The following is a 20,831-nucleotide window of genomic DNA, read 5'->3' on the forward strand; positions in this document are numbered from 1 at the left end:
TTCATTCAAGAATTTACCTATTTAATTCAACAATACTTGATGAGATTGCTCAAGCACTTGAATAGCCGCTGAAAAATCGACGTGCTCTGCTGTTTGTCGATCGGTTTGAGCATACAACTGTTGTACAGCATGTAATAAACGTCCCTGCTGCGCGGTCTTTGCGATCAGATCAAGTGCGATCCCGATATCTTTTTGCAATAAATGTAGCGCAAACGTTTTATTAAAGCGCCGATTCATGATTTTTTGCGGCATCACCGTCTCAGACATGGTACTTTTACCACTGGAGTGATTAATACATGCCAAAGCAGCTTCTAAATTGACCCCACGCGCCTTGAGTACCGACAAACCCTCACTTAATGCCCAAAGATTAGCAGCCATTAGACTATTATTAATCGCCTTGACCGCAAAGCCAGCTCCACTTTCTCCGACATATTCTATCTTTCCCGCAAAGGCCTGAATCACAGCTTTGGCTCGTTCAAAAGCAGTGGCATCACCCCCAACCATTACAGTCAACGTTCCCTGTTCTGCACCAATGGTTTGTCCTGAAACTGGCGCATCCAAAAACTCGATATTCCGCTGTTTTAACGAATGGCTCAACTGTTGTGCCGAGCAAGGAACACCACTGGTACAATCTATCCAGATACTGCCAGATTGAGGTGGATGTGCAGCAATCATCGCTTCCACCTCTGCACTTGTTGGAAGGCAGGAAAAAATAAAGTCGGCCTGTACTAACACATCCAGATCAACTGCAACTGTTGCAAATTGGGCTGCATGTGCCTCTGCTTTACGTTGAGTTCGATTCCATACCATGACCGTGGCATCGAGCTGAGTTAAATGCCCCGCCATATGCCATCCCATCGCGCCTAGACCTATAAATCCGATTCGCATCAGCAGATTTACTCCTTAAGACCGCGGGCTAAGCGGTTGAATATTTTGATCATCATGTGCTGTAGTGTCTGTCTGGTTTAAAGTCTTTTGATTTCGATTCAGCAATAAATTCAGCACAATCGCAGCCAGCGTCGCAGTTCCAATTCCGCCTAGATCAAACGGACCGATATGTAAACTGAAATTTCCTGCCCCCATGATCAAACTCACTGCGGCAATAATCAGGGTACTGTTTTGACTAAAATCAACCCGATTATCAATCCAGATTTTAGCTCCCGCCACGGTAATCAAACCAAAGACCACGATCGAAGCACCGCCCAGTAAAGCAACTGGAATGGTATGAATCACGGCACCAAATTTAGGTGAAAGACCCAGTAAAATGGCAAATATTCCCGCAACAACGAATACGGTCGTCGAATAAACTTTGGTCACCGCCATCACGCCAATATTTTCAGCATAGGTGGTCATCCCTGTCCCGCCAATTGAGGCAGACATGGTAGTACACACGCCATCAGCAAAAAATCCACGCCCCATATACGGCGAAAGATTGCGTCCAGTCATGGCAGAAACCGCCTTAAAATGGCCCAGATTTTCTGCTACTAAAATCAAGGCAACAGGGGCGATCAGCAAAATCGCATTGGCTTGAAAAACGGGCGTATGGAAGGTCGGTAAGCCAAACCAAGCCGCTTGTGCAATGGGGGTAAAATCAATGGCTTTGCCCCATCCCAATACATTGGCGAAGATAAAATAGGCAAAATAAGCCACACATAACCCGACCAGTAATAGCAAACGACGGAGCATGCCTTTGGTGAATACTGCTACTGCGCTGATACATAGAATTGTGAGAACCGCCATCCATGTATCAAAACCATTGCTTGAAACGCCTTTAATCGTCACTGGAGCAAGATTTAATCCGATGATCATGACGATGGCACCTGTGACAATCGGTGGCATCAATTTTTCAATCCATGCCGTACCTGTACGCATCACCACCAAACCAATCAGCGCATAAATTATTCCGCAGACAACTGTTCCTCCCAAAGCCAAAGCCAGATTTGGGTTTGCTCCAATATCATTGTAGCCCGTTGCCGCGGCAACTGCTGCAATAAACGCAAAACTTGAACCTAAATAGCTGGGTAAACGCCCACCTGTAATTAAAAAGAATAAAATGGTGCCAAAACCAGTAATAAAAATCGTCAGATTGGGATCAAAACCCATCAATAACGGTGCCAGCACGGTTGCCCCAAACATGGCAAAAGCATGTTGTAAACCCAGTACAACACTTTTTCCTGCGGGAAGATATTCATCAATCTGAACAGGATTTTGATCCAGATTGCCTTGATAAGGTTTAAATTTGACAAACCACGGTTCTTGACTCGACATCGCTATTTCTCCTCATTTCACATGAGATTTAAGCTACATAATGGGGTTCACAATAGTTGCGGTTAAAATACATTAGGGGGTTTTGCCCCTGACCATACTGGATCGCCTTGACCTCGCAGAAAAAAACATCGTGGCTACCGACGGATAGGCTCTGCACCACTTCACAATCAAACGACACCAAGGCATCTTCTAAAACAGGCGCCTGTGTGACCAATGTTTGCCATTCTCCCTGAGCAAAGCGTTCAGGCATTGGCGTTTTGCCGCCAAAAAGATTAGATAGGGTGGTCTGATGCGCCGCCAGCGTATTGACACAAAGCACCTGATTTTTCTGAAAAGTTTCAAATACAGAAGCAGAACGGTTTAAACACACCAATAATGTCGGTGGGGTATCGGTGACACTGCACACGGCAGAAGCCGTAAAACCTGATTTCCCAGCGACACCATCGGTGGTAATCACATTAACCGCAGCGCCCAGATTCGACATCCCCTGTCGAAAGGCCTGTTGATCGACCTGCAAATGCGTAGAACGATGAGACGGTGTAATTTTTTCAAGCACGCTTTTAAGCTGATTTGTGGTGTGTGTTAATACAGTCATTGCTGATCTCCCCCTCAAAACATCAACGTCATGAGGATTCACGTATGCTATTTAACAGCATAAGAAATTGGTTTTGGTGTAGTTAAACGTGCGCCACTGAGGCGATTTCAACCAGTGCATCGGGTTTGACCAATCCCACCTGAATGCAGTAACGGGCGGGACGTTCATCTGGAAAATATTCCGCATAAACCTGATTCATCGCGGCGTAATCTGCCCAGTCTCGTAAAAAAATATGGTTAAAGGTGACGTCTTGTAAGCTTCCGCCCGCATTGGCTAAGATTCCCTTAATCGTCTCTAATACATGGCGGGTTTGTGCGGCGGCATCACCGACATGCAGCACATTGTTATTTTCATCAAAAGCTAAAATCCCTGAGACATACACGATATTATCGGCTTTGGTTGCAGGCACATACGGTGCTAAAGGCGGTGGTGTTCCTGCTGGTAAAATAATCTGTTTAGGCATGACGATACTCCCTTAAGCGGTCTTGGCAAACTGTGGGTTATGTTGAAATGTGTCGACAAAACTTTGCGTATCTGACACCCAGCCAAAAAAAGTTTTGATGTTGTACATACTGGCTGTATGCATTTCAGGCGGGCCGGCCTGATAGCAGGCATCGTCTAAGGCCACCCCGAAATATTCAAGGAAGAAACCATCGCGCAGAGTCGATTCCACACAGACATTGGTGGCAATCCCGACAAACACCAAATTGCGAATCCCGCGAGCGCGTAACATGCTATCCAGTGCAGTATTGAAGAAACCACTATATCGTGGTTTTTCAATCACAATATCTTGTGTTGTAGGTTGTAATTCATCAATGAGTTCAAAATCCCAACCGCCTTTTGCCAGTAATTTACCCTGTAGCTCAGGCTGTTTACGCATGGTTTTCAGCGCATTGGATTTATGAAAATTAGGCGAACCTGCACCGCCCGCTTCGACATATTGATGATCCCAACCATTTTTAAAGTAAATCACCTGAATGCCCGCAGCATGGGCTGCTGTAATCGCTTTTTGAATATTGGCAACCACAGGTTTGGTTTTGGAGACATCAAAACCTGCCAGATCCAGATAACCTCCGATCGAGGTATAGGCATTTTGCATATCAATTACGATGAGAGCGGTCTGTTCTGGCGCAAGTTGGATCGCTTCAGGTTCCGCTTTTAACACACGACCTGTACCTGCGCGTTCGGTAAAATCTGCAATCACGGTATTCATGCGCTTTTCTCCAAAGTTTGAGTGGGTTGATACTCAGCAACCACCTCCTGACGCGATTTCATCAGCGGTTGGATCCGTTCGCCAAAGTCTTCAACGCCTTGTACAAAGTCATCAAAAGTCAGCAAGATGCCTTCTGTCCCTTGAATCTCCGCAATTTCATCTAGCATGGCGGCGACCTTCTCATACGAACCGACTAGCGTTCCCATGTTGATATTGACGGGCGAAACACTGGATGCCATTTGACGAATATTGGTATCTGTGCCTGATTTAGTATCTTTGCCACCTTGATTCATCAGCCAATTGATCGCCTCTACGTCGGCACCGTCGTTATAGCTTTGCCATTTCGCCATTGCTTTTGCATCGTTTTCTGCCGCAATCACCATAAACAACACATAGGTCTGAACATCACGACCTGTTTGGTCGGTAAAATGTTTTAAACGATCATTAATCTCTGCGTATGCCGTTGGTGTATTCAATCCTTTACCAAACACGAAGTTATAATCGGCATGTTGGGCGGAAAATTCGAGCCCTGTATCGGATTGTCCTGCGCAGATAATTTTCATCTCACTTTGTGGTTGCGGACTCACCCGGCAATCATCCATCTGAAAATGTTCACCCTTAAAATCTGACTGCCCTGTCGCCCAAAGTTCTCTCAAAATTTGAACGTACTCAGACAAATATTCATAACGCTTGCCAAAATATTCATCGCCTGGCCACATTCCCATTTGGCTATATTCAGGGGCTTGCCAACCTGTCACGACATTCAGACCAAAGCGTCCATTGGAGATTGAGTCAATGGTCGAGGCCATCCGAGCCACAATCGCTGGCGGCATGACCAATGTTGCAGCGGTTGCATAAATTTTGATTTTGCTGGTAACCGCAGCCAGTCCTGCCATTAACGTAAAAGTTTCGAGGTTATGATCCCAAAATTCAGTTTTTCCACCAAATCCACGTAACTTGATCATGGACAGGGCAAAATCGAAACAATAATGTTCAGCGCGTTGTACAATTTGCTTGTTGAGTTCAAAAGTGGGCATATATTGTGGCGCATTTTCTGAAAGCAGCCAGCCATTGTTTCCGATGGGACAAAAAACACCTATTTTCATTTGGTCAATCCTCTTGGGAAGATGGAATGCACGGATGACTTGAGCAATCGCTAAAACTCATCAATTCAATTTCTAAGAATGGCCATTTCTTGTTATTTTCTAATGCATATGCCATGCCAACTTTGTTTTATTCATAATTTATAAGCATTTGAATAAAACATATGGTCAAATTGTTTTTACCGTTTAGTAAAATTATGGCGCACAACAATGCACTATTTAAGTGAAACGCGAGTCAATAACGTGCAAAAAAACAGCAAAACCGTGATCATGACATTCGACTAAAATTTATATAATTTGTTTGCTTTTTGAACAAAAAGATGCTGGAATTTCAAACAACTCCCGCAAGATGAAGTACTTATTTTTTCTTCTCGGGCAGAAAAATAAATTTAGGCTGTGCACAAATCGCACGGTTTACCTTACAATCCTTCTGAACCGTCTAGACTAGTTATGCCAATGGAACAAAAAAAGAGTACGCAAAAACGAAATCAGTTGCTCAGTGCTGCACTGGATGTCTTTTCAACTTACGGTTTTAGCGGGGCAAGTCTGGATGAAATTGCTCAACTGGCAAATATGCATAAGTCCAATATTTTCTATTATTATGAAAATAAAGAAGCGCTTTATGTGGAAGTGCTGACCACGGTTTTACAAAAATGGCTGGCTCCTTTACAAACACTGGAAGTCGAACTCGAACCGACAGAAGCACTGGCGCATTATTTGATTCAAAAAATAGAAGTATCGCGGACTCAACCTAAAGCCTCTAAGCTTTTTGCTTTAGAGATTATTCAGGGTGCACCGCATATTTTGGAAATTTTAAAAGGGCCATTAAAAAAACTATTTAAACGCAAGGCCAAAGTGATTCAAATATGGCAGGAACAAGGCAAGATTTCTGCCGACATTGATCCAGAATTATTGATTTTAAATATTTGGGCGGTCACTCAAAATTATGCTGACTTTAGTATTCAAATGGAAATGGTCACAGGCAAAACCCTGCGTAATCGCAGTATGCAGCAACGTGCGATTGAGCATACGGTACATATGATGCTTTACGGCGTATTGCCACGTCCTTCAACTTGATCTTTATCGGTGCTAATCAGCTTTAGAAGGTTAAAATTGATGAGACTCGTCACAGCGCATTTCACTACGATCTGAACAGTGATAAAGATCGATCAAATCTGCTGTAAAAATCTTAAAATCCGCTGATTGACTAAAGCCGTTTGCGTTACCGTTGATGCATGCCCTCCCTCTGCCATCAAATAGAGTTCGGCTTGAGCTACTAATTTCCAGAGTTTTAAACTTTGATGGTATGGCACCAACATATCATCTTGATTTGCAATCAAAAGAACGGGCCTTTGCGCAAGCTCAGTCAAATGCTGTGGTGTAATCTGAAAATGCGTTAATGCTGAAATACGTCGTATAACATTTTGAATGGGTGGAAAATCTTTTTGCTGTTTTTGTTCTTGTTGCTCAATTTCAAGATGATACTGAGAAATCCAGCTTGGCGGATATAAAAATAAAGCCTGTGCAGCAATATACGCCGCAACACCCGCATGTTCGAGTAAAGCCAATCGGGTTTGGAAACATTTTAACGTGTGAGGATCTAGCGCTGCCCAACCATTAATCACGGTTAAGCTTTGCAGGTTTAATCCAGAGGTAGCAAGCAACTGAGTTAATTCCAGCCCAATAAATCCACCTATCGCATGACCCACGAAATGGAACTGGTGAATATTCAGTTGCAGCAATAGATTTTTAATCTGCTCGGCTAAATCCTGAAAAGAATAAGTTTCTGACAATAAGGCACTATCAGCATGACAGCCTTCATGATCATAAATCAAAACATTATAAGCTTGCTGAAAAGCAGCTATCTGTGGCTGCCAAAACTGACCGTGTCCACCCAGACCCGAAGAAAAAACCACGTATTCCTGACTGGCATTGAAAGCAGGATAAAGCTGATAGTTCATTTTAAACCATTTGGTCAAATTAATTTATCAATCACCCAGCAAGATTTATGCCTTTTTCTTCAAACCTAATTCACTATTTTAGAAATGGCGCTGATATAAGGCCAACAATTTTTGTGCACCCAAAAGTAAATTGGCTTCCCAATCCAAATGCGCCGTATCATTGGCACCATCGCTAATGTATTTGACTGAAATACAGCGAACACCTAATTTTTTACACACCTTGGCGATCGCATACGCTTCCATATCCACCAGATCACAGGTGAGCTTGGGTGCACCCGTTTCAAAAGAATCACCTGTACCACAAATGCCTTTTGGCAATTCTGAAAAAAAGGGTTCAAGCTCAATTGCAGCAGGAAAGTCCTGATCCAAAGGCGTAGTTCCAATCGCAAAGCCCAAAGGAGAAACGTCCATATCACGTTGCACCACCTGACTGACTTCAACCAATGTATGTGCATCAAACTTAGCACTGCCTGCACTCCCTAAATTCAACAGCACATCACAGCCCGTCTTTTGAATCACGTCAAATGCACTAAAGGCGGCATTGATTTTACCAATACCGCTATAGTGAATAGTGATGCCTGCGTGTTCAAATAATCCTTTGGATTCATCAGGAATTGCCATGATCAGCGCAACTTTCATGTTGTATTCTCTTCGTTTCATTACAGCGCATTTAAGCCGATCAGTTTTGCATATACAACTTTATCTAAAAAGAATTAATGATTTTCCTGCTGCTGTTTCCAAATCTGTAAGCAAGGAGAAAAAAATAATTGTCCTGAATATGCCCCACGAATGGTTTTTAAAGTGACCAACACCCATAAACCCAATAACAACATCATCAAACCGTGGACAATCACCGTCAAACTACTCCATTGTAATTGTAACGCCAATTGTTGCAGTGCCAAGATGAACACTCCTAAAGGAAAGGTCAATCCCCACCAGCCCAAATTAAATGGAATGCCCTGTCGCAAATGATGCAAACTTGCAAAAATCGCAATGCCTAACCACCAAATACCGACTCCCACAAACACCAGAGCAATGAATAGACCGCTATGCTGCAAAAAAGGCCCAAGCAGTTGTAAATTATGCTGTTGCAAAACCTGTGGAGCAGCCTGTCCAAGTAACAGCATTGCCAGTGCTCCCGTTCCAATCGGGCCAATCGATAACCAGCTTGAAATCGCCAATTCTTTTGGGGGGATTTGATGTAAAGCCAATCGCAATATCAAAATGGCCAAAACTAAAAAAGCAGGTAATACAGACGTGCCCCAGAGAATGTAACTGCCCCACAAGATTGCAACAGCATTGGGTAAATCTGGCGCAACATTCAAAATTAAGCCCCCAGAGCTTGCGGCAACTTCTGCGGCGACAATAGGAAGCAACCACATTGCGGTCATGCTCGGTAGTGTATGTTGCTGACGACTAAACATACAAAATGGCACAATCCATCCCACCAAAATCGCCAATAGCACATCCAGATACCAAAGTTTAAGCGCAATCAGCACAGCCAATTCACCGAAAAGAGGCACGCCATAGCTCAAAAAACCATTGAGAACCGTGGCCAATGCCATGGGAATCGTACCCAGAAACAAACTCATCGTCGGATGACTCAAAATCTGCTTGGCTTCTTCAGGGTAAAAAAACCAGCGCGCCAGATACAGCACACTAAAAACAATGAACAATGCGCTATTGAATATCCATAACATCATGCCAAGACGATAAAATAAACTGGACGCGAAAGGAAAATGCGCCAAAATCAAGGCGACCACACCAGTACCCATGACCACCGCAAACCAATTTGGGGTAAATTCCCGAATCAATTTTTGCTTCAATTGCATTTGATCAAATAGAATATTCATTCAATTTATCTCATCGTCTGATAGAAGCATCATAATCAAAGTTTAAAATAAGAAAAATTGATTTATTTTTAATTTAATTATAAGTATTATCTATAATAAGAAAAAAGATCGTGCTTTTTGCCTGCATAAAAACGCAACAATAGCACCAAGCCCTCAGTTTATGGCAATATAGAGGACTTTCAAAAATTAGCTTCATTGACATCCATGAAACTGCTCCGCCTGAATGCCTTATCGCCAAATTTTAAGTTGCCTGCGACTGCGGTGACGATTGGCAACTTTGACGGTGTCCATTTGGGGCATCAGGCGATGATCGCGCAACTCAAAAAAATTGCACAATCAAACGGCTTAAAAACGCTGGTGATGGTCTTTGAGCCCCAACCCCTTGAATATTTTAAAGGCTTTGACGCGCCACCACGGATTAGTTCGCTTCGAGAAAAAGTCGAATATTTGACTGAATTAGGCGTGGACTATATTGCTATTGCCAAATTTGATGAACAATTTCGCGGTCTAAGCGCACAACAATTTGCAGATTTACTACATTTTAAACTCAATGCACAGCAACTGATTTTGGGCGATGATTTTCATTTTGGTAAAAACCGTCAGGGCAATAGCGCGTTTTTACGTGATTATGGCTTTCAAGTCACCAATTTAGACACCATTGAATACCATGGAGAACGGGTGAGTTCTACTCGTATTCGTCAGGTTTTGGCCGAAGGTAATTTAGCTCTGGCAGCACAGCTGTTGGGTCGTCCTTACAGCATTATAGGTCGAGTGCAATATGGCGATCAGATTGGTCGCACTATTAACTTCCCGACCATTAATGTGCGTTTAAATCGGCATAAACCGTGTTTAAGCGGTATTTATGGGGTAGATGTGGTCTGTGAAACCAGGTCTCTACGCGATAAAGTGCAAAGTGATGATCCTACACAAAAAGGCATTGAGGGCTATCATCTCGACAGTTTATTTGGTGCAGGTCATGTCGGAACACGCCCTGCGATTCAACAGGAACATCCCGAATGGCGATTGGAAGTACATTTCCCGCAAGTTTCTGCTAATCTGTATGGCCTGTTAATGCGAGTGACGTTTCTAAACTTTTTACATGGTGAACGAAACTATCCATCGCTGGACGCGCTGAAAGCTGGAATTGACCAAGATGTGGAAGATTTACTTGAATTTCGAGAGCAACACCCACAATTCCCTTTTTAATCTTGAATTTTTTTGATGCTAAAACACGTCAGCTTTAACGCTGATCGAACTGGAAGACAACTTGCATGAGCGATAAGCAAACTCCTGAAAATGCCGTGGATTATAAAGCCACACTCAACCTGCCGGGCACCGAATTTGCCATGAAAGCCAATCTGGCTGTGCGCGAAGTCAAATGGTTAGAAGAGTGGTATGCCGACAACATTTATCAGAAGATTCGTGCAGCGCGTATTGGCAAGAAAAAATATGTTTTACATGATGGCCCTCCTTACGCTAATGGTCAGATCCACTTGGGTCATGCGGTCAATAAAGTCTTAAAGGACATTATTGTTAAAAGCCGTGTGATGGATGGTTTTGATTCGCCTTATGTACCGGGTTGGGACTGTCACGGTTTACCCATCGAACTCAAAGTCGAAGAAAAAGTCGGTAAGGTTGGTGTAAAGGTCGATGCTTCAACTTTCCGTAAAGCTTGCCGTGAATACGCCATGAGTCAGGTCGATTTACAGCGCAAAGACTTTATCCGTATGGGTGTGTTTGGGGATTGGCAAGATCCGTACCTGACTATGAATTTTAAACAAGAAGCGGATATCGTCCGTGCTCTAGGTGAAATTCAAAAAGCAGGTCATATCGAGCCCGGCTTAAAACCTGTCAATTGGTGTATCGATTGTGGTTCGGCACTGGCAGAAGCCGAAGTTGAATATGAAGATAAAAAGTCCGATGCAATTGATGTCGGTTTTGGTGTGGTTGATCTAAATGATCTTGGTCAACGCTTGAATGTAGAGGTGACTGCACCAACCGATATCGTGATCTGGACGACGACGCCATGGACATTACCTGCCAACCAAGCGGTTGCATTACATGCCGAAATTGACTATCAATTGGTACAGGTACAGAGTGACCGCGGTACTCAGAACTTTATCTTAGCCAAAGACTTGGTTGAATCTGCGATTGCCCGTTATAAACTAGAAAATCCTGTTGTTTTGGCAGATTTCAAAGGTGCCGTGCTTGAGCATCTGAGCTTACAGCATCCCCTGTTGGCTGATCGTCAAGTGCCTGTGATTTTAGGTGAACACGTCATTGCGACCAGTGGTACGGGTGCTGTACATACCGCGCCGGGTCATGGTGCAGACGACTATAAAGTGGGTCTGATCTATAACCTAAAAGTGGATAATCCTGTCGGTGGCAATGGCGTGTATTTACCGACTGCGCCCATTTTTTCAGGCGAACATATCTATAAAGCCAATCCGCAAATTATTGAAGCATTAGGCGCTGTAGGCCGTTTATGGGCGCATCAACCGATCGTACACAGCTATCCACATTGTTGGCGTCACAAAACCCCAATTATCTTCCGTGCCACACCGCAATGGTTTATCAGCATGGATGCCAAGGGTTTACGTGAATGTGCCTTAAATGCGATTGAAAATGACATCAGCTTCGTGCCTGACTGGGGTAAAAACCGAATTGAGTCGATGATCGAAGGTCGTCCAGACTGGTGTATCTCACGTCAACGAACTTGGGGTGTTCCAATTCCGTTCTTTGTGCATAAAGATACGCATGAACTGCATCCACGTACGGCTGAACTGATCGAAGAAGTAGCGGAGTTGATTGAGAAAGAAGGCATTGATGCTTGGTTCAATCGTGAAGCCAAAGACTTTATCGGTGCAGATGCCGAACAGTACAATGCGGTACGTGATACGCTCGATGTCTGGTTCGATTCGGGTACGACCCACTATGCGGTACTACGTCAGCGCGAAGAACTCACCGATCCTGCCGATTTGTATTTAGAAGGGTCAGATCAACATCGTGGCTGGTTCCAGTCATCTTTATTGACTTCGATTGCCATCAACGAACGCGCGCCATATAAAGGTCTACTCACACACGGTTTCGTGGTCGATGAAAAAGGTCGCAAAATGTCGAAGTCTTTGGGCAATATCATCACGCCACAAGACATCATCAAAGACATGGGTGCCGATGGTCTTCGTTTCTGGATTGCTTCGAGCGACTATCGTTATGAAATGACTGCGGGTAAAGAAATTTTCAGTCGTGCATCAGACGGTTATCGTCGTATCCGTAATACCTTGCGTTTCTTGTTGGCCAACCTCAATGGCTTTAAACCATCAACCGATGCCCTGCCAGTTGATCAACTGATTGCATTGGATCAATACATCCTGCAACGTGCTGTTGAGGTTCAAAAAACGATTCAACAAGCCTATGAAGATATGAACTTCCATATCGTATGTAGCGCTTTGACCAATTTCTGTATCAATGACTTGGGTGGTTTTTATCTCGATATCATTAAAGATCGTCAGTACACCACCAAAGCGGATTCACAGGCGCGTCATTCTGCACAAACTGCGCTGTATCACTTAGTTCAAGCCTTTGTTCGCTGGATGGCACCGATCTTGAGCTTTACTGCACAAGAAGCATGGCCATTGATTCCAGAGCAAACCGAACAATATGTGTTTATGGCTGAATGGTATGATTTGCCTGTGGCATCCACAGCAAATCTGATTTCTGAAGCCGATTGGCAAACCTTGATTCAAGTTAAATCTGCCGTCAACAAGCAGATTGAAGCGGCACGTAATGCCAAACTGGTCGGTAGTAATTTGTCTGCCAAAGTTGAGATTTGGGCCAAAGATGAACTGCAAACAGTATTGAACCAATTAGGTGACGAATTACGTTTTGTTCTGATTACGTCTCAAGTCAATGTTTATCCATTTGCTGAACAAGGTGAAGCAACCGAGATGGATGGCTTACGCGTGCAAATTTCGGCAGCAGAAGGTGAAAAATGTGTGCGTTGCTGGCATGTATTGCCCGATGTGAATACCCATACTGATCATCCGGGTTTATGTGGTCGTTGTATCGTAAACGTCGCAGGTCGTGGCGAAGTGAGAAAATATGCCTAAGGCTCAAGCAAAACAAGGCTTATTCCAGTTTTATCCGCACAACCTGATCTGGCTCGGACTTTCTGTCCTTGCCATCATCATAGATCAATGGACAAAGTGGATCGCCAGTACACATCTGACTTATGCTGATCCTGTGCCTGTATTACCATTTTTAAACTGGACGCTGCTGCATAACTATGGTGCAGCATTCAGTTTTCTCTCGGATGCAGGCGGTTGGCAGCACTATTTATTTACAGGGCTAGCAGGTATTGTCTCGATTATTTTTGTGTTTTGGCTGATGCGTATGCCTAAACACAACATTATCTTGCCTGCGGCCATTGCTCTGATTCTAGGCGGTGCTTTAGGCAATTTAATTGATCGTATGACCTTGGGTTATGTGGTCGATTTTATTCATGTCTACTATAAAGACCACCATTTTCCTGCATTCAATATTGCCGACAGTGCCATTACGCTAGGAACCATCCTCTTGTTAATTGATACTTTTTTTCTTGAAAAGAAACGTATCCAACGTGCAGAAGTGAAACATGACTGAAATTATTCAACCAAATGAAGAAATTCGTATTCAAGAAGGCGCTCAGGTCGAGTTACATTTTTCTGTAGCGCTGGAAAATGGCGTCGAGATTGATAACACGCGTAGTCGCGAACAACCAGTCAGCTTAACCATTGGTGATGGTAATTTATTACCGGGTTTTGAAAAAGCTTTATTTGGTTTACGCGCAGGCGACCGTCGTACCGTGCATTTGCCACCAGAAGATGCTTTTAGTCCGTGGAACCCTGAAAATGTTCAAAAATTTGATACGGTTAAATTTGAACAACGTCCGATTGTTGGTCATATGATTGAATTTGAAGATAAGGCTAAAGCCACCTTGTTTGGTGTCGTGGCATCAGTCAATGATGATATTACTGAAGTGGATTTTAATCATCCGCTTGCAGGAAAAAATATTAGCTTTGAAGTTGAAATCTTTAAAGTCACCCCTGCTGGTCAGCAAGGCGTGAAATTAATGTAATACAAAAGCTCTCATCCGAGAGCTTTTTTTACGCTTAAAAAACAGTATAAGATGGTCTAAACCAAAATAGCATATCAATAAAATACAGGATCATCACATGCACATTTATATTATTGTTGGAAGTATCCGTGAGGGACGTACTGCGATCAAAGTTGCAAATTGGGTAAACCACAGTCTTTCGAGTCAACCAAATACAGATCTCCAAGTTGAAATTATTGATTTAAAACAATGGGATTTACCACTTTTCGCAGGCAGCCATCCACCTGCTACGGGTATTTACGACCAACCCAAACAACAAGAGTGGGCAGATAAAATTGCGCAGGCAGATGCCTTTATTTTTATTAGCCCTGAATACAATCACGGTTATAGCCCTGCGCTTAAAAATGCATTGGATTATTTGGGTAAAGAATGGAGTGGAAAACCAGCCTCATTTATTAGCTACGGGGTGACCTATGGTTCAAATTCAGTTGGACAAATTCGCCAAGTCACCTCAAGTTTAAATATGATCGATCCGAATGCTGTGATTGAAATTCGAGATATCTTCAAACGTAATAAAGATGAAACCTTTGAAGCCAATGAATTTGAAGAAAAAGCATTAACCGATTTGGTAAAGAAACTCAAAAAATACCAAAAAAATTCTGTGTAAGCTAAAACTTACATATATCGTCGTTATTGACGAATTGGTGTATCAATAGATTTAATCTATTCTAAAAAACATACAGAGACAGGAAGTCTCATTGAAAATAATTAGATGCATAGGATGCGGTCATAGATAGGATATTTGTGGCACTATAAACGGAATATAAAGAAGCCCTGTCAGGATGATGGGGCTTCTTTTTATCTATTACTTATATAAGATTTACAGACTTCTTAGATATTCAACCACATCGGTATTTTTTGCCATTTCAGCAAGCTGTAGCGCAGTATATTCGCTTTTATATGCGACATTTGCACCTTTGCCCACGAGTAACTTCACTACGGCTAAACTGTCATTCTCAGCGGCTGCCTGTAGTGCACTATAGCCGTCATCATCAGTCTGATTGGGATCAGTTCCTTTTGCCAATAATTGTTCGATTTGTTCCACATCACCGAGAGATGCCCAGTATACAAGCTCAGGAAGATGTAGCTCTTCATCATCTTCAGGGAGTTGGGAGAAAGAGTTGAGTTTCATGACAGAGACCTATCTTTTTTAATTAAGATAAACTTTTTCATATAATTTTGCTATTTCTTTAACGTTATTAGGCTCTATATAAAGCGAATCTATTTTCTCTAATTTCCCCTAAACAATTTTGTTGATTTTAAAATTTAGTAAATATACTATTATTTTTAGTAAATTTTAAAATAAGGACAGCTTATGGACAGCCAAGCACTGATTCAATTAGCAATCAAACATCTCTCATGTACACAAAAAGAGCTTGCTCATCATTTGGGAGTATCACCCACCCAAATAAGCAAATGGAAAAAAGGAGAATACATTTCTTTTGAAATGCAGGAGAAGTTTAAAATTTTATTAAATATTGATGATTTACACCCAGAATTTATTCTTATGGCTGGCTCCTTAGATAATGCAAAAAAATGGGATCATCTTATCCATGTCTTAGCGAATCTGGCCTATGGTGCTGCTGAAACTGGTTATGATACAGCGCCTTTACAAGATGAATTACAACTTTTAAGTTGGCATACATTTCATACACTGAAACAGATAGGACTTACTCATCCTTTCTCTTTCCCAGTAGAACTAGATATTGACTATGAAAATTCAGATGAGGAAGCATATGAAATATTCATGGAAAATATAGAAAACCATCCTATTTCTCATTTAATTTGGAATATATTTTTAGCTCTAAATGATGTTTACGGTTTTTATGCTGCTTATATCGCAGAAATTATTGATGATGAAAGTTTAGATTTATTTGAGACAGATGCAGTCAATATCGAACTTTGTTTAATGGAATTAGCCGCATGTAAAATTGATATTTCAGCAGAAATAGCTCCTAATTTTAATGACTTTAGATATGAAACTTTAGAAAACTATAAGAAATGGCTCAATATTGTTAAAGACAATGCCTTTCGTGCAAATATTCCGCTTAGAGCAGAACTATTAAATCTTATTTATGATTCTCAAGAAGAGATTAGTTATGAAGCTGAAGCAGAAAGTCTAGGAGTCAATGAAAGACGCATCCATCCTGATATTTATATGAATGAACTATTAATCGGAATGCGCACAATACATCAGATTTTACCAATTATTATGAAAAAGTTAGAAATTTACGATGAATTTAAATTGGATCCATCAGATTTTAAGCTTGGCAATTGAACAGTAAGGTATAAAATTATGAAACAAGATCAATCTGAAATAGAAAAAACAATTCAAAAATTAAAAGATGAGCTTTATTTAACACGTTATAGCCTTTTAAGTCTGATCGCAGAACCCTATCATAAAATACTAACCAGTTATTATTTACCGACTAAACAAGAAAGGTATCAATGGCTTAATGAAGCAATTCAAGAAATTCTAGATCTTACTCAACCCATTGAAAAGTACAAAGATTCATATAGTCCAAGAGCTTATTGCCCTTTATGCAAACAAGAAAGCTCTTCATGGTATGGTGAATCAGGCTTTACTTTTCCAGAAGGTTTACGCCGACATTTAGTTGGTTATGGGCGCACACATCAATGTGTTGTCACAGGGACAGCTTACAAGTTGGCACTAAATTATTGGCATGAGCAATTTGCAGAAATCGAAAAGCAAGAATGGATAGATAAAGATGAAAAACTAAAACAGAGAAAGCAAGTTGAAATGTTATATAAAATCTCACCTTATGATGAGGGGCATCTTATTGATGAGTCTCTGTGGCATGAAACTAGAAATTCACAACAACTTACATGGGCTATGGAACGCTTAAATCATTTAGGTTTCACTGAACATAAAGAAAAAAATACAATTTCATGGATAGATGAGTATGAGAATTGGATTGTTTATGCGGATATTAGACAAAATGGGCGTATAGAATTTAGTGTATGGAAAAAACCTATATGCAAAAAGAAACCCATAAATGCTTACAAACATCATATTAATAAATTCCATTTACTCGATATATGGAAAAATGATTTAAAATTAAAATATAGTTCAAGATTACCTAAATAATAGAATTCAGGACTTAAATAACTGCACTAAATCAGAATTTAGTTATCAACAGATTTATTGAAAATTCACCTTAATTCTTCGGTTCTGTATTTAACTTTTTAAATAATATTTTCATTAATTAGGGCAAGCTAGATTTAAAAGAATCTAATCTATGTAACTTGTATTATTTTCTATATCCCGATGATATTCCATACTTTAACGAAGCTATCGTTCAGGAATTAACAACCAGTTAGTTTCTTTGATTTTCTATATATTGCATCTATTCTCTTTATAAAAAAAACACCCCCTCTGCATAAGCGGAGGGGGTGTCTTAGATTTAAAAGCTGGCGATGACTTACTCTCACATGGCTAACGCCACACTACCATCAGCGCGAAGAGGTTTCACTTCTGAGTTCGGGAAGGGATCAGGTGGTTCACTCTTGCTATTGTCGCCAGCAAACTGTTGTGGTGCTTTGGGGTCTTATTCACATTACTTAATAATGTATGCCTTACTTACGAACCAAAGAGTTATTAACGGATTGGAAATTGAGTCGGTATTGTAACTAGTTTATTGACTAAATCAAGTTTTCGTATCGAATTTATCTTGAATACAACAACTGTTTGGGTGTTGTATAGTCAAGCCTCACGAGCAATTAGTATTGGTCAGCTTCACATATCACTATGCTTCCACATCCAACCTATCAACGTCCTAGTCTTGAACGGCTCTTTAGGTGACATATAGTCACAGGGAAATCTTATCTTGAGGTAGGCTTCCCGCTTAGATGCTTTCAGCGGTTATCCCTTCCGAACATAGCTACCCGGCGATGCGACTGGCGTCACAACCGGTACACCAGAGGTTCGTCCACTCTGGTCCTCTCGTACTAGGAGCAGATCCTCTCAAATTTCCAGCGCCCACGGTAGATAGGGACCGAACTGTCTCACGACGTTCTAAACCCAGCTCGCGTACCTCTTTAAATGGCGAACAGCCATACCCTTGGGACCTGCTTCAGCCCCAGGATGAGATGAGCCGACATCGAGGTGCCAAACACCGCCGTCGATATGAACTCTTGGGCGGTATCAGCCTGTTATCCCCAGAGTACCTTTTATCCGTTGAGCGATGGCCCTTCCATACAGAACCACCGGATCACTAAGACCTACTTTCGTACCTGCTCGACTTGTGGGTCTCGCAGTTAAGCGCGCTTTTGCCTTTATACTCTACGCGTGATTTCCGACCACGCTGAGCGCACCTTCGTACTCCTCCGTTACTCTTTAGGAGGAGACCGCCCCAGTCAAACTACCCACCAGACATGGTCCTCGCCCCGGATTACGGGGCAGAGTTAGAACCTCAACATTACCAGGGTGGTATTTCAAGGATGGCTCCAATGCAACTGGCGTCACATCTTCATAGCCTCCCACCTATCCTACACAAGTAAGGTCAAAGTTCAATGTCAAGCTGCAGTAAAGGTTCACGGGGTCTTTCCGTCTAGCCGCGGGTACACTGCATCTTCACAGCGATTTCGATTTCACTGAGCCTCTGCTGGAGACAGCGCCGCCATCATTATGCCATTCGTGCAGGTCGGAACTTACCCGACAAGGAATTTCGCTACCTTAGGACCGTTATAGTTACGGCCGCCGTTTACTGGGGCTTCGATCAAGAGCTTCGCTTACGCTAACCCCATCAATTAACCTTCCAGCACCGGGCAGGCATCACACCCTATACGTCCACTTTCGTGTTTGCAGAGTGCTATGTTTTTAATAAACAGTTGCAGCGGCCTGGTTTCTGCGGCTGCCAAGCGCTCAGGGAGCAAGTCCCATCACCCTCAGCAGCGTACCTTCTCCCGAAGTTACGGTACCATTTTGCCTAGTTCCTTCAGCAGAGTTCTCTCAAGCGCCTTGGTCTACTCGACCTGACCACCTGTGTCGGTTTCGGGTACGATTCCTGTGTAACTGTAGCTTAGAGACTTTTCTTGGAAGTATGGTATCAGCCACTTCACTGTACAAGTACAGCTTGATATCGACTCTCAGCATAGAGCACCCCGGATTTGCCTAAGATGCATGCCTACTGTCTTCCACCTGGACTACCAACGCCAGGCTGACTTAACCTTCTCCGTCCTCTCATCGCATTACACAGAAGTATGGGAATATTAACCCATTTCCCATCGACTACGCCTTTCGGCCTCGCCTTAGGGGTCGACTCACCCAGCCCCGATTAACGTTGGACTGGAACCCTTGGTCTTTCGGCGAACGGGTTTTTCACCCGTTTTGTCGTTACTCACGTCAGCATTCGCACTTCTGATACCTCCAGCATACTTCTCAATACACCTTCATCGGCTTACAGAACGCTCCCCTACCACGTAACTTAAAGTTACATCCGCAGCTTCGGCACATAGTTTTAGCCCCGTTACATCTTCCGCGCAGGCCGACTCGACTAGTGAGCTATTACGCTTTCTTTAAAGGGTGGCTGCTTCTAAGCCAACCTCCTAGCTGTCTATGCCTTCCCACATCGTTTCCCACTTAACTATGATTTTGGGGCCTTAGCTGGCGGTCTGGATTGTTTTCCTCTTGACTACGGACGTTAGCACCCGCAGTCTGTCTCCCGGATAGTACTCATAGGTATTCGGAGTTTGCATCGGTTTGGTAAGTCGGGATGACCCCCTAGCCGAAACAGTGCTCTACCCCCTATGGTATTCGTCCGAGGCGCTACCTAAATAGCTTTCGGGGAGAACCAGCTATCACCAGGCTTGATTAGCCTTTCACCCCTATCCACAAGTCATCCCCTGGCTTTTCAACGACAGTGGGTTCGGTCCTCCAGTTAGTGTTACCCAACCTTCAACCTGCTCATGGATAGATCGCCTGGTTTCGGGTCTACACCCAGCAACTATACGCCCTATTAAGACTCGATTTCTCTACGGCTCCCCTATGCGGTTAACCTTGCTACTGAATGTAAGTCGCTGACCCATTATACAAAAGGTACGCAGTCACCGAACAAGTCGGCTCCCACTGCTTGTATGCATGCGGTTTCAGGATCTATTTCACTCCCCTCACAGGGGTTCTTTTCGCCTTTCCCTCACGGTACTGGTTCACTATCGGTCAGTCAGGAGTATTTAGCCTTGGAGGATGGTCCCCCCATATTCAGACAAGGTTTCACGTGCCTCGCCCTACTCGTCATCATGATGTGTGCCCTTTCGTGTACGGGACTATCACCCTCTACGGTCGCACTTCCCAGAGCGTTCCGCTAAAACACACATCACTTAATGGGCTGATCCCCGTTCGCTCGCCGCTACTAAGGGAATCTCAATTGATTTCTTTTCCTAAGGGTACTGAGATGTTTCACTTCCCCTCGTTCGCTTCAATAACCTATGTATTCAGCTATTGATACCTACCTTATAGTAGGTGGGTTCCCCCATTCAGATATCTCCGGATCAATGGATATTTGCCGCCTCCCCGGAGCTTTTCGCAGGCTATCACGTCTTTCTTCGCCTCTGACTGCCAAGGCATCCACCACATGCACTTAATTACTTGACTATACAACCCCAAACAGTCGTTAATACCTACAAGTAGTATTACCAACATTACAGTTTGAAGTACTGTGCAC

At 42.8% G+C, this 20,831-nt stretch carries 18 protein-coding genes and 2 rRNA genes; 8 read left to right on the plus strand and 12 right to left on the minus strand.

What is annotated here, in order from left to right; translation table 11 throughout:
• Positions 1-21: 21 nt before the first annotated feature.
• The 6 genes from EGS47_RS06810 to rutA form a co-directional block, all read right to left on the minus strand.
• Positions 22-888, minus strand: coding sequence for an NAD(P)-dependent oxidoreductase (locus EGS47_RS06810; protein ID WP_080776121.1), 867 nt, complete (start codon positions 886-888; stop codon positions 22-24).
• Between the two features lie 15 nt (positions 889-903).
• On the minus strand, positions 904-2,268 hold the full coding sequence (gene rutG, locus EGS47_RS06815) for a pyrimidine utilization transport protein G (protein ID WP_125269427.1): 1,365 nt from the start codon (positions 2,266-2,268) through the stop codon (positions 904-906).
• Positions 2,269-2,296: 28 nt separating this feature from the next.
• Complete coding sequence (gene rutF / locus EGS47_RS06820) at positions 2,297-2,863, minus strand: NADH-dependent FMN reductase RutF (protein WP_125269428.1); 567 nt, start codon at positions 2,861-2,863, stop codon at positions 2,297-2,299.
• 82 nt (positions 2,864-2,945) lie between these two features.
• Positions 2,946-3,326 (minus strand): pyrimidine utilization protein C, encoded by a 381-nt coding sequence (gene rutC, locus EGS47_RS06825; RefSeq protein ID WP_005000783.1) that lies wholly within the window; start codon positions 3,324-3,326, stop codon positions 2,946-2,948.
• 12 nt (positions 3,327-3,338) lie between these two features.
• Complete coding sequence (rutB, locus tag EGS47_RS06830; RefSeq protein ID WP_125269429.1) at positions 3,339-4,076, minus strand: pyrimidine utilization protein B; 738 nt, start codon at positions 4,074-4,076, stop codon at positions 3,339-3,341.
• Entirely contained in the window at positions 4,073-5,182 is a 1,110-nt protein-coding gene (gene rutA / locus EGS47_RS06835; protein WP_125269430.1) for a pyrimidine utilization protein A, read from the minus strand. Before rutA ends, rutB begins: the two co-directional genes overlap by 4 nt.
• A 453-nt stretch (positions 5,183-5,635) precedes the next feature.
• Between rutA and EGS47_RS06840 the strand changes: the two genes are divergently transcribed.
• Positions 5,636-6,256: a TetR/AcrR family transcriptional regulator gene (locus EGS47_RS06840; protein ID WP_044436819.1), complete on the plus strand. Its 621-nt coding sequence runs from the start codon at positions 5,636-5,638 to the stop codon at positions 6,254-6,256.
• Between the two features lie 92 nt (positions 6,257-6,348).
• Here the strand turns inward: EGS47_RS06840 and rutD are convergent, their stop codons facing one another.
• The 3 genes from rutD to EGS47_RS06855 all read right to left on the minus strand — a co-directional run bounded on the left by rutD (position 6,349) and on the right by EGS47_RS06855 (position 8,993).
• On the minus strand, positions 6,349-7,140 hold the full coding sequence (gene rutD / locus EGS47_RS06845) for a pyrimidine utilization protein D (RefSeq protein WP_125269431.1): 792 nt from the start codon (positions 7,138-7,140) through the stop codon (positions 6,349-6,351).
• A 78-nt stretch (positions 7,141-7,218) separates the two neighbouring features.
• A complete protein-coding gene (locus EGS47_RS06850; protein WP_416376703.1) occupies positions 7,219-7,800 on the minus strand; it encodes a 5'-nucleosidase in 582 nt (193 codons plus the stop codon).
• Positions 7,801-7,853: 53 nt separating this feature from the next.
• Positions 7,854-8,993 (minus strand): TDT family transporter, encoded by a 1,140-nt coding sequence (locus tag EGS47_RS06855; RefSeq protein ID WP_004988858.1) that lies wholly within the window; start codon positions 8,991-8,993, stop codon positions 7,854-7,856.
• 204 nt (positions 8,994-9,197) lie between these two features.
• On the opposite strand from EGS47_RS06855, the gene ribF reads away from it, so the two are divergent.
• From ribF to EGS47_RS06880, 5 genes are all read left to right on the plus strand, one after another.
• Complete coding sequence (gene ribF / locus EGS47_RS06860; RefSeq protein WP_125269432.1) at positions 9,198-10,199, plus strand: riboflavin biosynthesis protein RibF; 1,002 nt, start codon at positions 9,198-9,200, stop codon at positions 10,197-10,199.
• 65 nt (positions 10,200-10,264) lie between these two features.
• Positions 10,265-13,102 carry an isoleucine--tRNA ligase gene (ileS, locus tag EGS47_RS06865; RefSeq protein WP_125269433.1) on the plus strand — a complete coding sequence of 946 codons (2,838 nt, stop codon included), beginning with the start codon at positions 10,265-10,267 and terminating at the stop codon, positions 13,100-13,102.
• Positions 13,095-13,634, plus strand: coding sequence for a signal peptidase II (gene lspA / locus EGS47_RS06870; RefSeq protein ID WP_125269434.1), 540 nt, complete (start codon positions 13,095-13,097; stop codon positions 13,632-13,634). The genes ileS and lspA overlap by 8 nt, the downstream gene beginning before the upstream one ends.
• Positions 13,627-14,109: an FKBP-type peptidyl-prolyl cis-trans isomerase gene (locus tag EGS47_RS06875; protein WP_125269435.1), complete on the plus strand. Its 483-nt coding sequence runs from the start codon at positions 13,627-13,629 to the stop codon at positions 14,107-14,109. The genes lspA and EGS47_RS06875 overlap by 8 nt, the downstream gene beginning before the upstream one ends.
• 97 nt (positions 14,110-14,206) lie before the next feature.
• Complete coding sequence (locus tag EGS47_RS06880; protein WP_125269436.1) at positions 14,207-14,755, plus strand: NADPH-dependent FMN reductase; 549 nt, start codon at positions 14,207-14,209, stop codon at positions 14,753-14,755.
• 213 nt (positions 14,756-14,968) lie between these two features.
• Here EGS47_RS06880 and EGS47_RS06885 read toward each other — a convergent pair whose 3' ends face one another.
• The gene (locus tag EGS47_RS06885; protein ID WP_125269437.1) at positions 14,969-15,280 is read right to left on the minus strand and encodes an ankyrin repeat domain-containing protein; all 312 of its coding nucleotides are present in this window, start codon (positions 15,278-15,280) and stop codon (positions 14,969-14,971) included.
• A 183-nt stretch (positions 15,281-15,463) separates the two neighbouring features.
• Between EGS47_RS06885 and EGS47_RS06890 the strand changes: the two genes are divergently transcribed.
• Together EGS47_RS06890 and EGS47_RS06895 are read left to right on the plus strand one after the other, a co-directional pair.
• Entirely contained in the window at positions 15,464-16,426 is a 963-nt protein-coding gene (locus EGS47_RS06890) for a helix-turn-helix domain-containing protein (protein WP_125269438.1), read from the plus strand.
• An 18-nt stretch (positions 16,427-16,444) separates the two neighbouring features.
• Complete coding sequence (locus EGS47_RS06895) at positions 16,445-17,257, plus strand: hypothetical protein (protein ID WP_125269439.1); 813 nt, start codon at positions 16,445-16,447, stop codon at positions 17,255-17,257.
• A gap of 321 nt (positions 17,258-17,578) precedes the next feature.
• Here the strand turns inward: EGS47_RS06895 and rrf are convergent.
• Both rrf and EGS47_RS06905 read right to left on the minus strand, forming a co-directional pair.
• Positions 17,579-17,693 (minus strand): 5S ribosomal RNA (gene rrf / locus EGS47_RS06900).
• Positions 17,694-17,868: 175 nt separating this feature from the next.
• Positions 17,869-20,761: ribosomal RNA gene (locus tag EGS47_RS06905) — 23S ribosomal RNA — on the minus strand.
• Positions 20,762-20,831: the final 70 nt, after the last annotated feature.

Origin of the sequence: Acinetobacter sp. FDAARGOS_515, assembly GCF_003938865.1 — a bacterium.
Lineage (GTDB): Bacteria > Pseudomonadota > Gammaproteobacteria > Pseudomonadales > Moraxellaceae > Acinetobacter > Acinetobacter ursingii.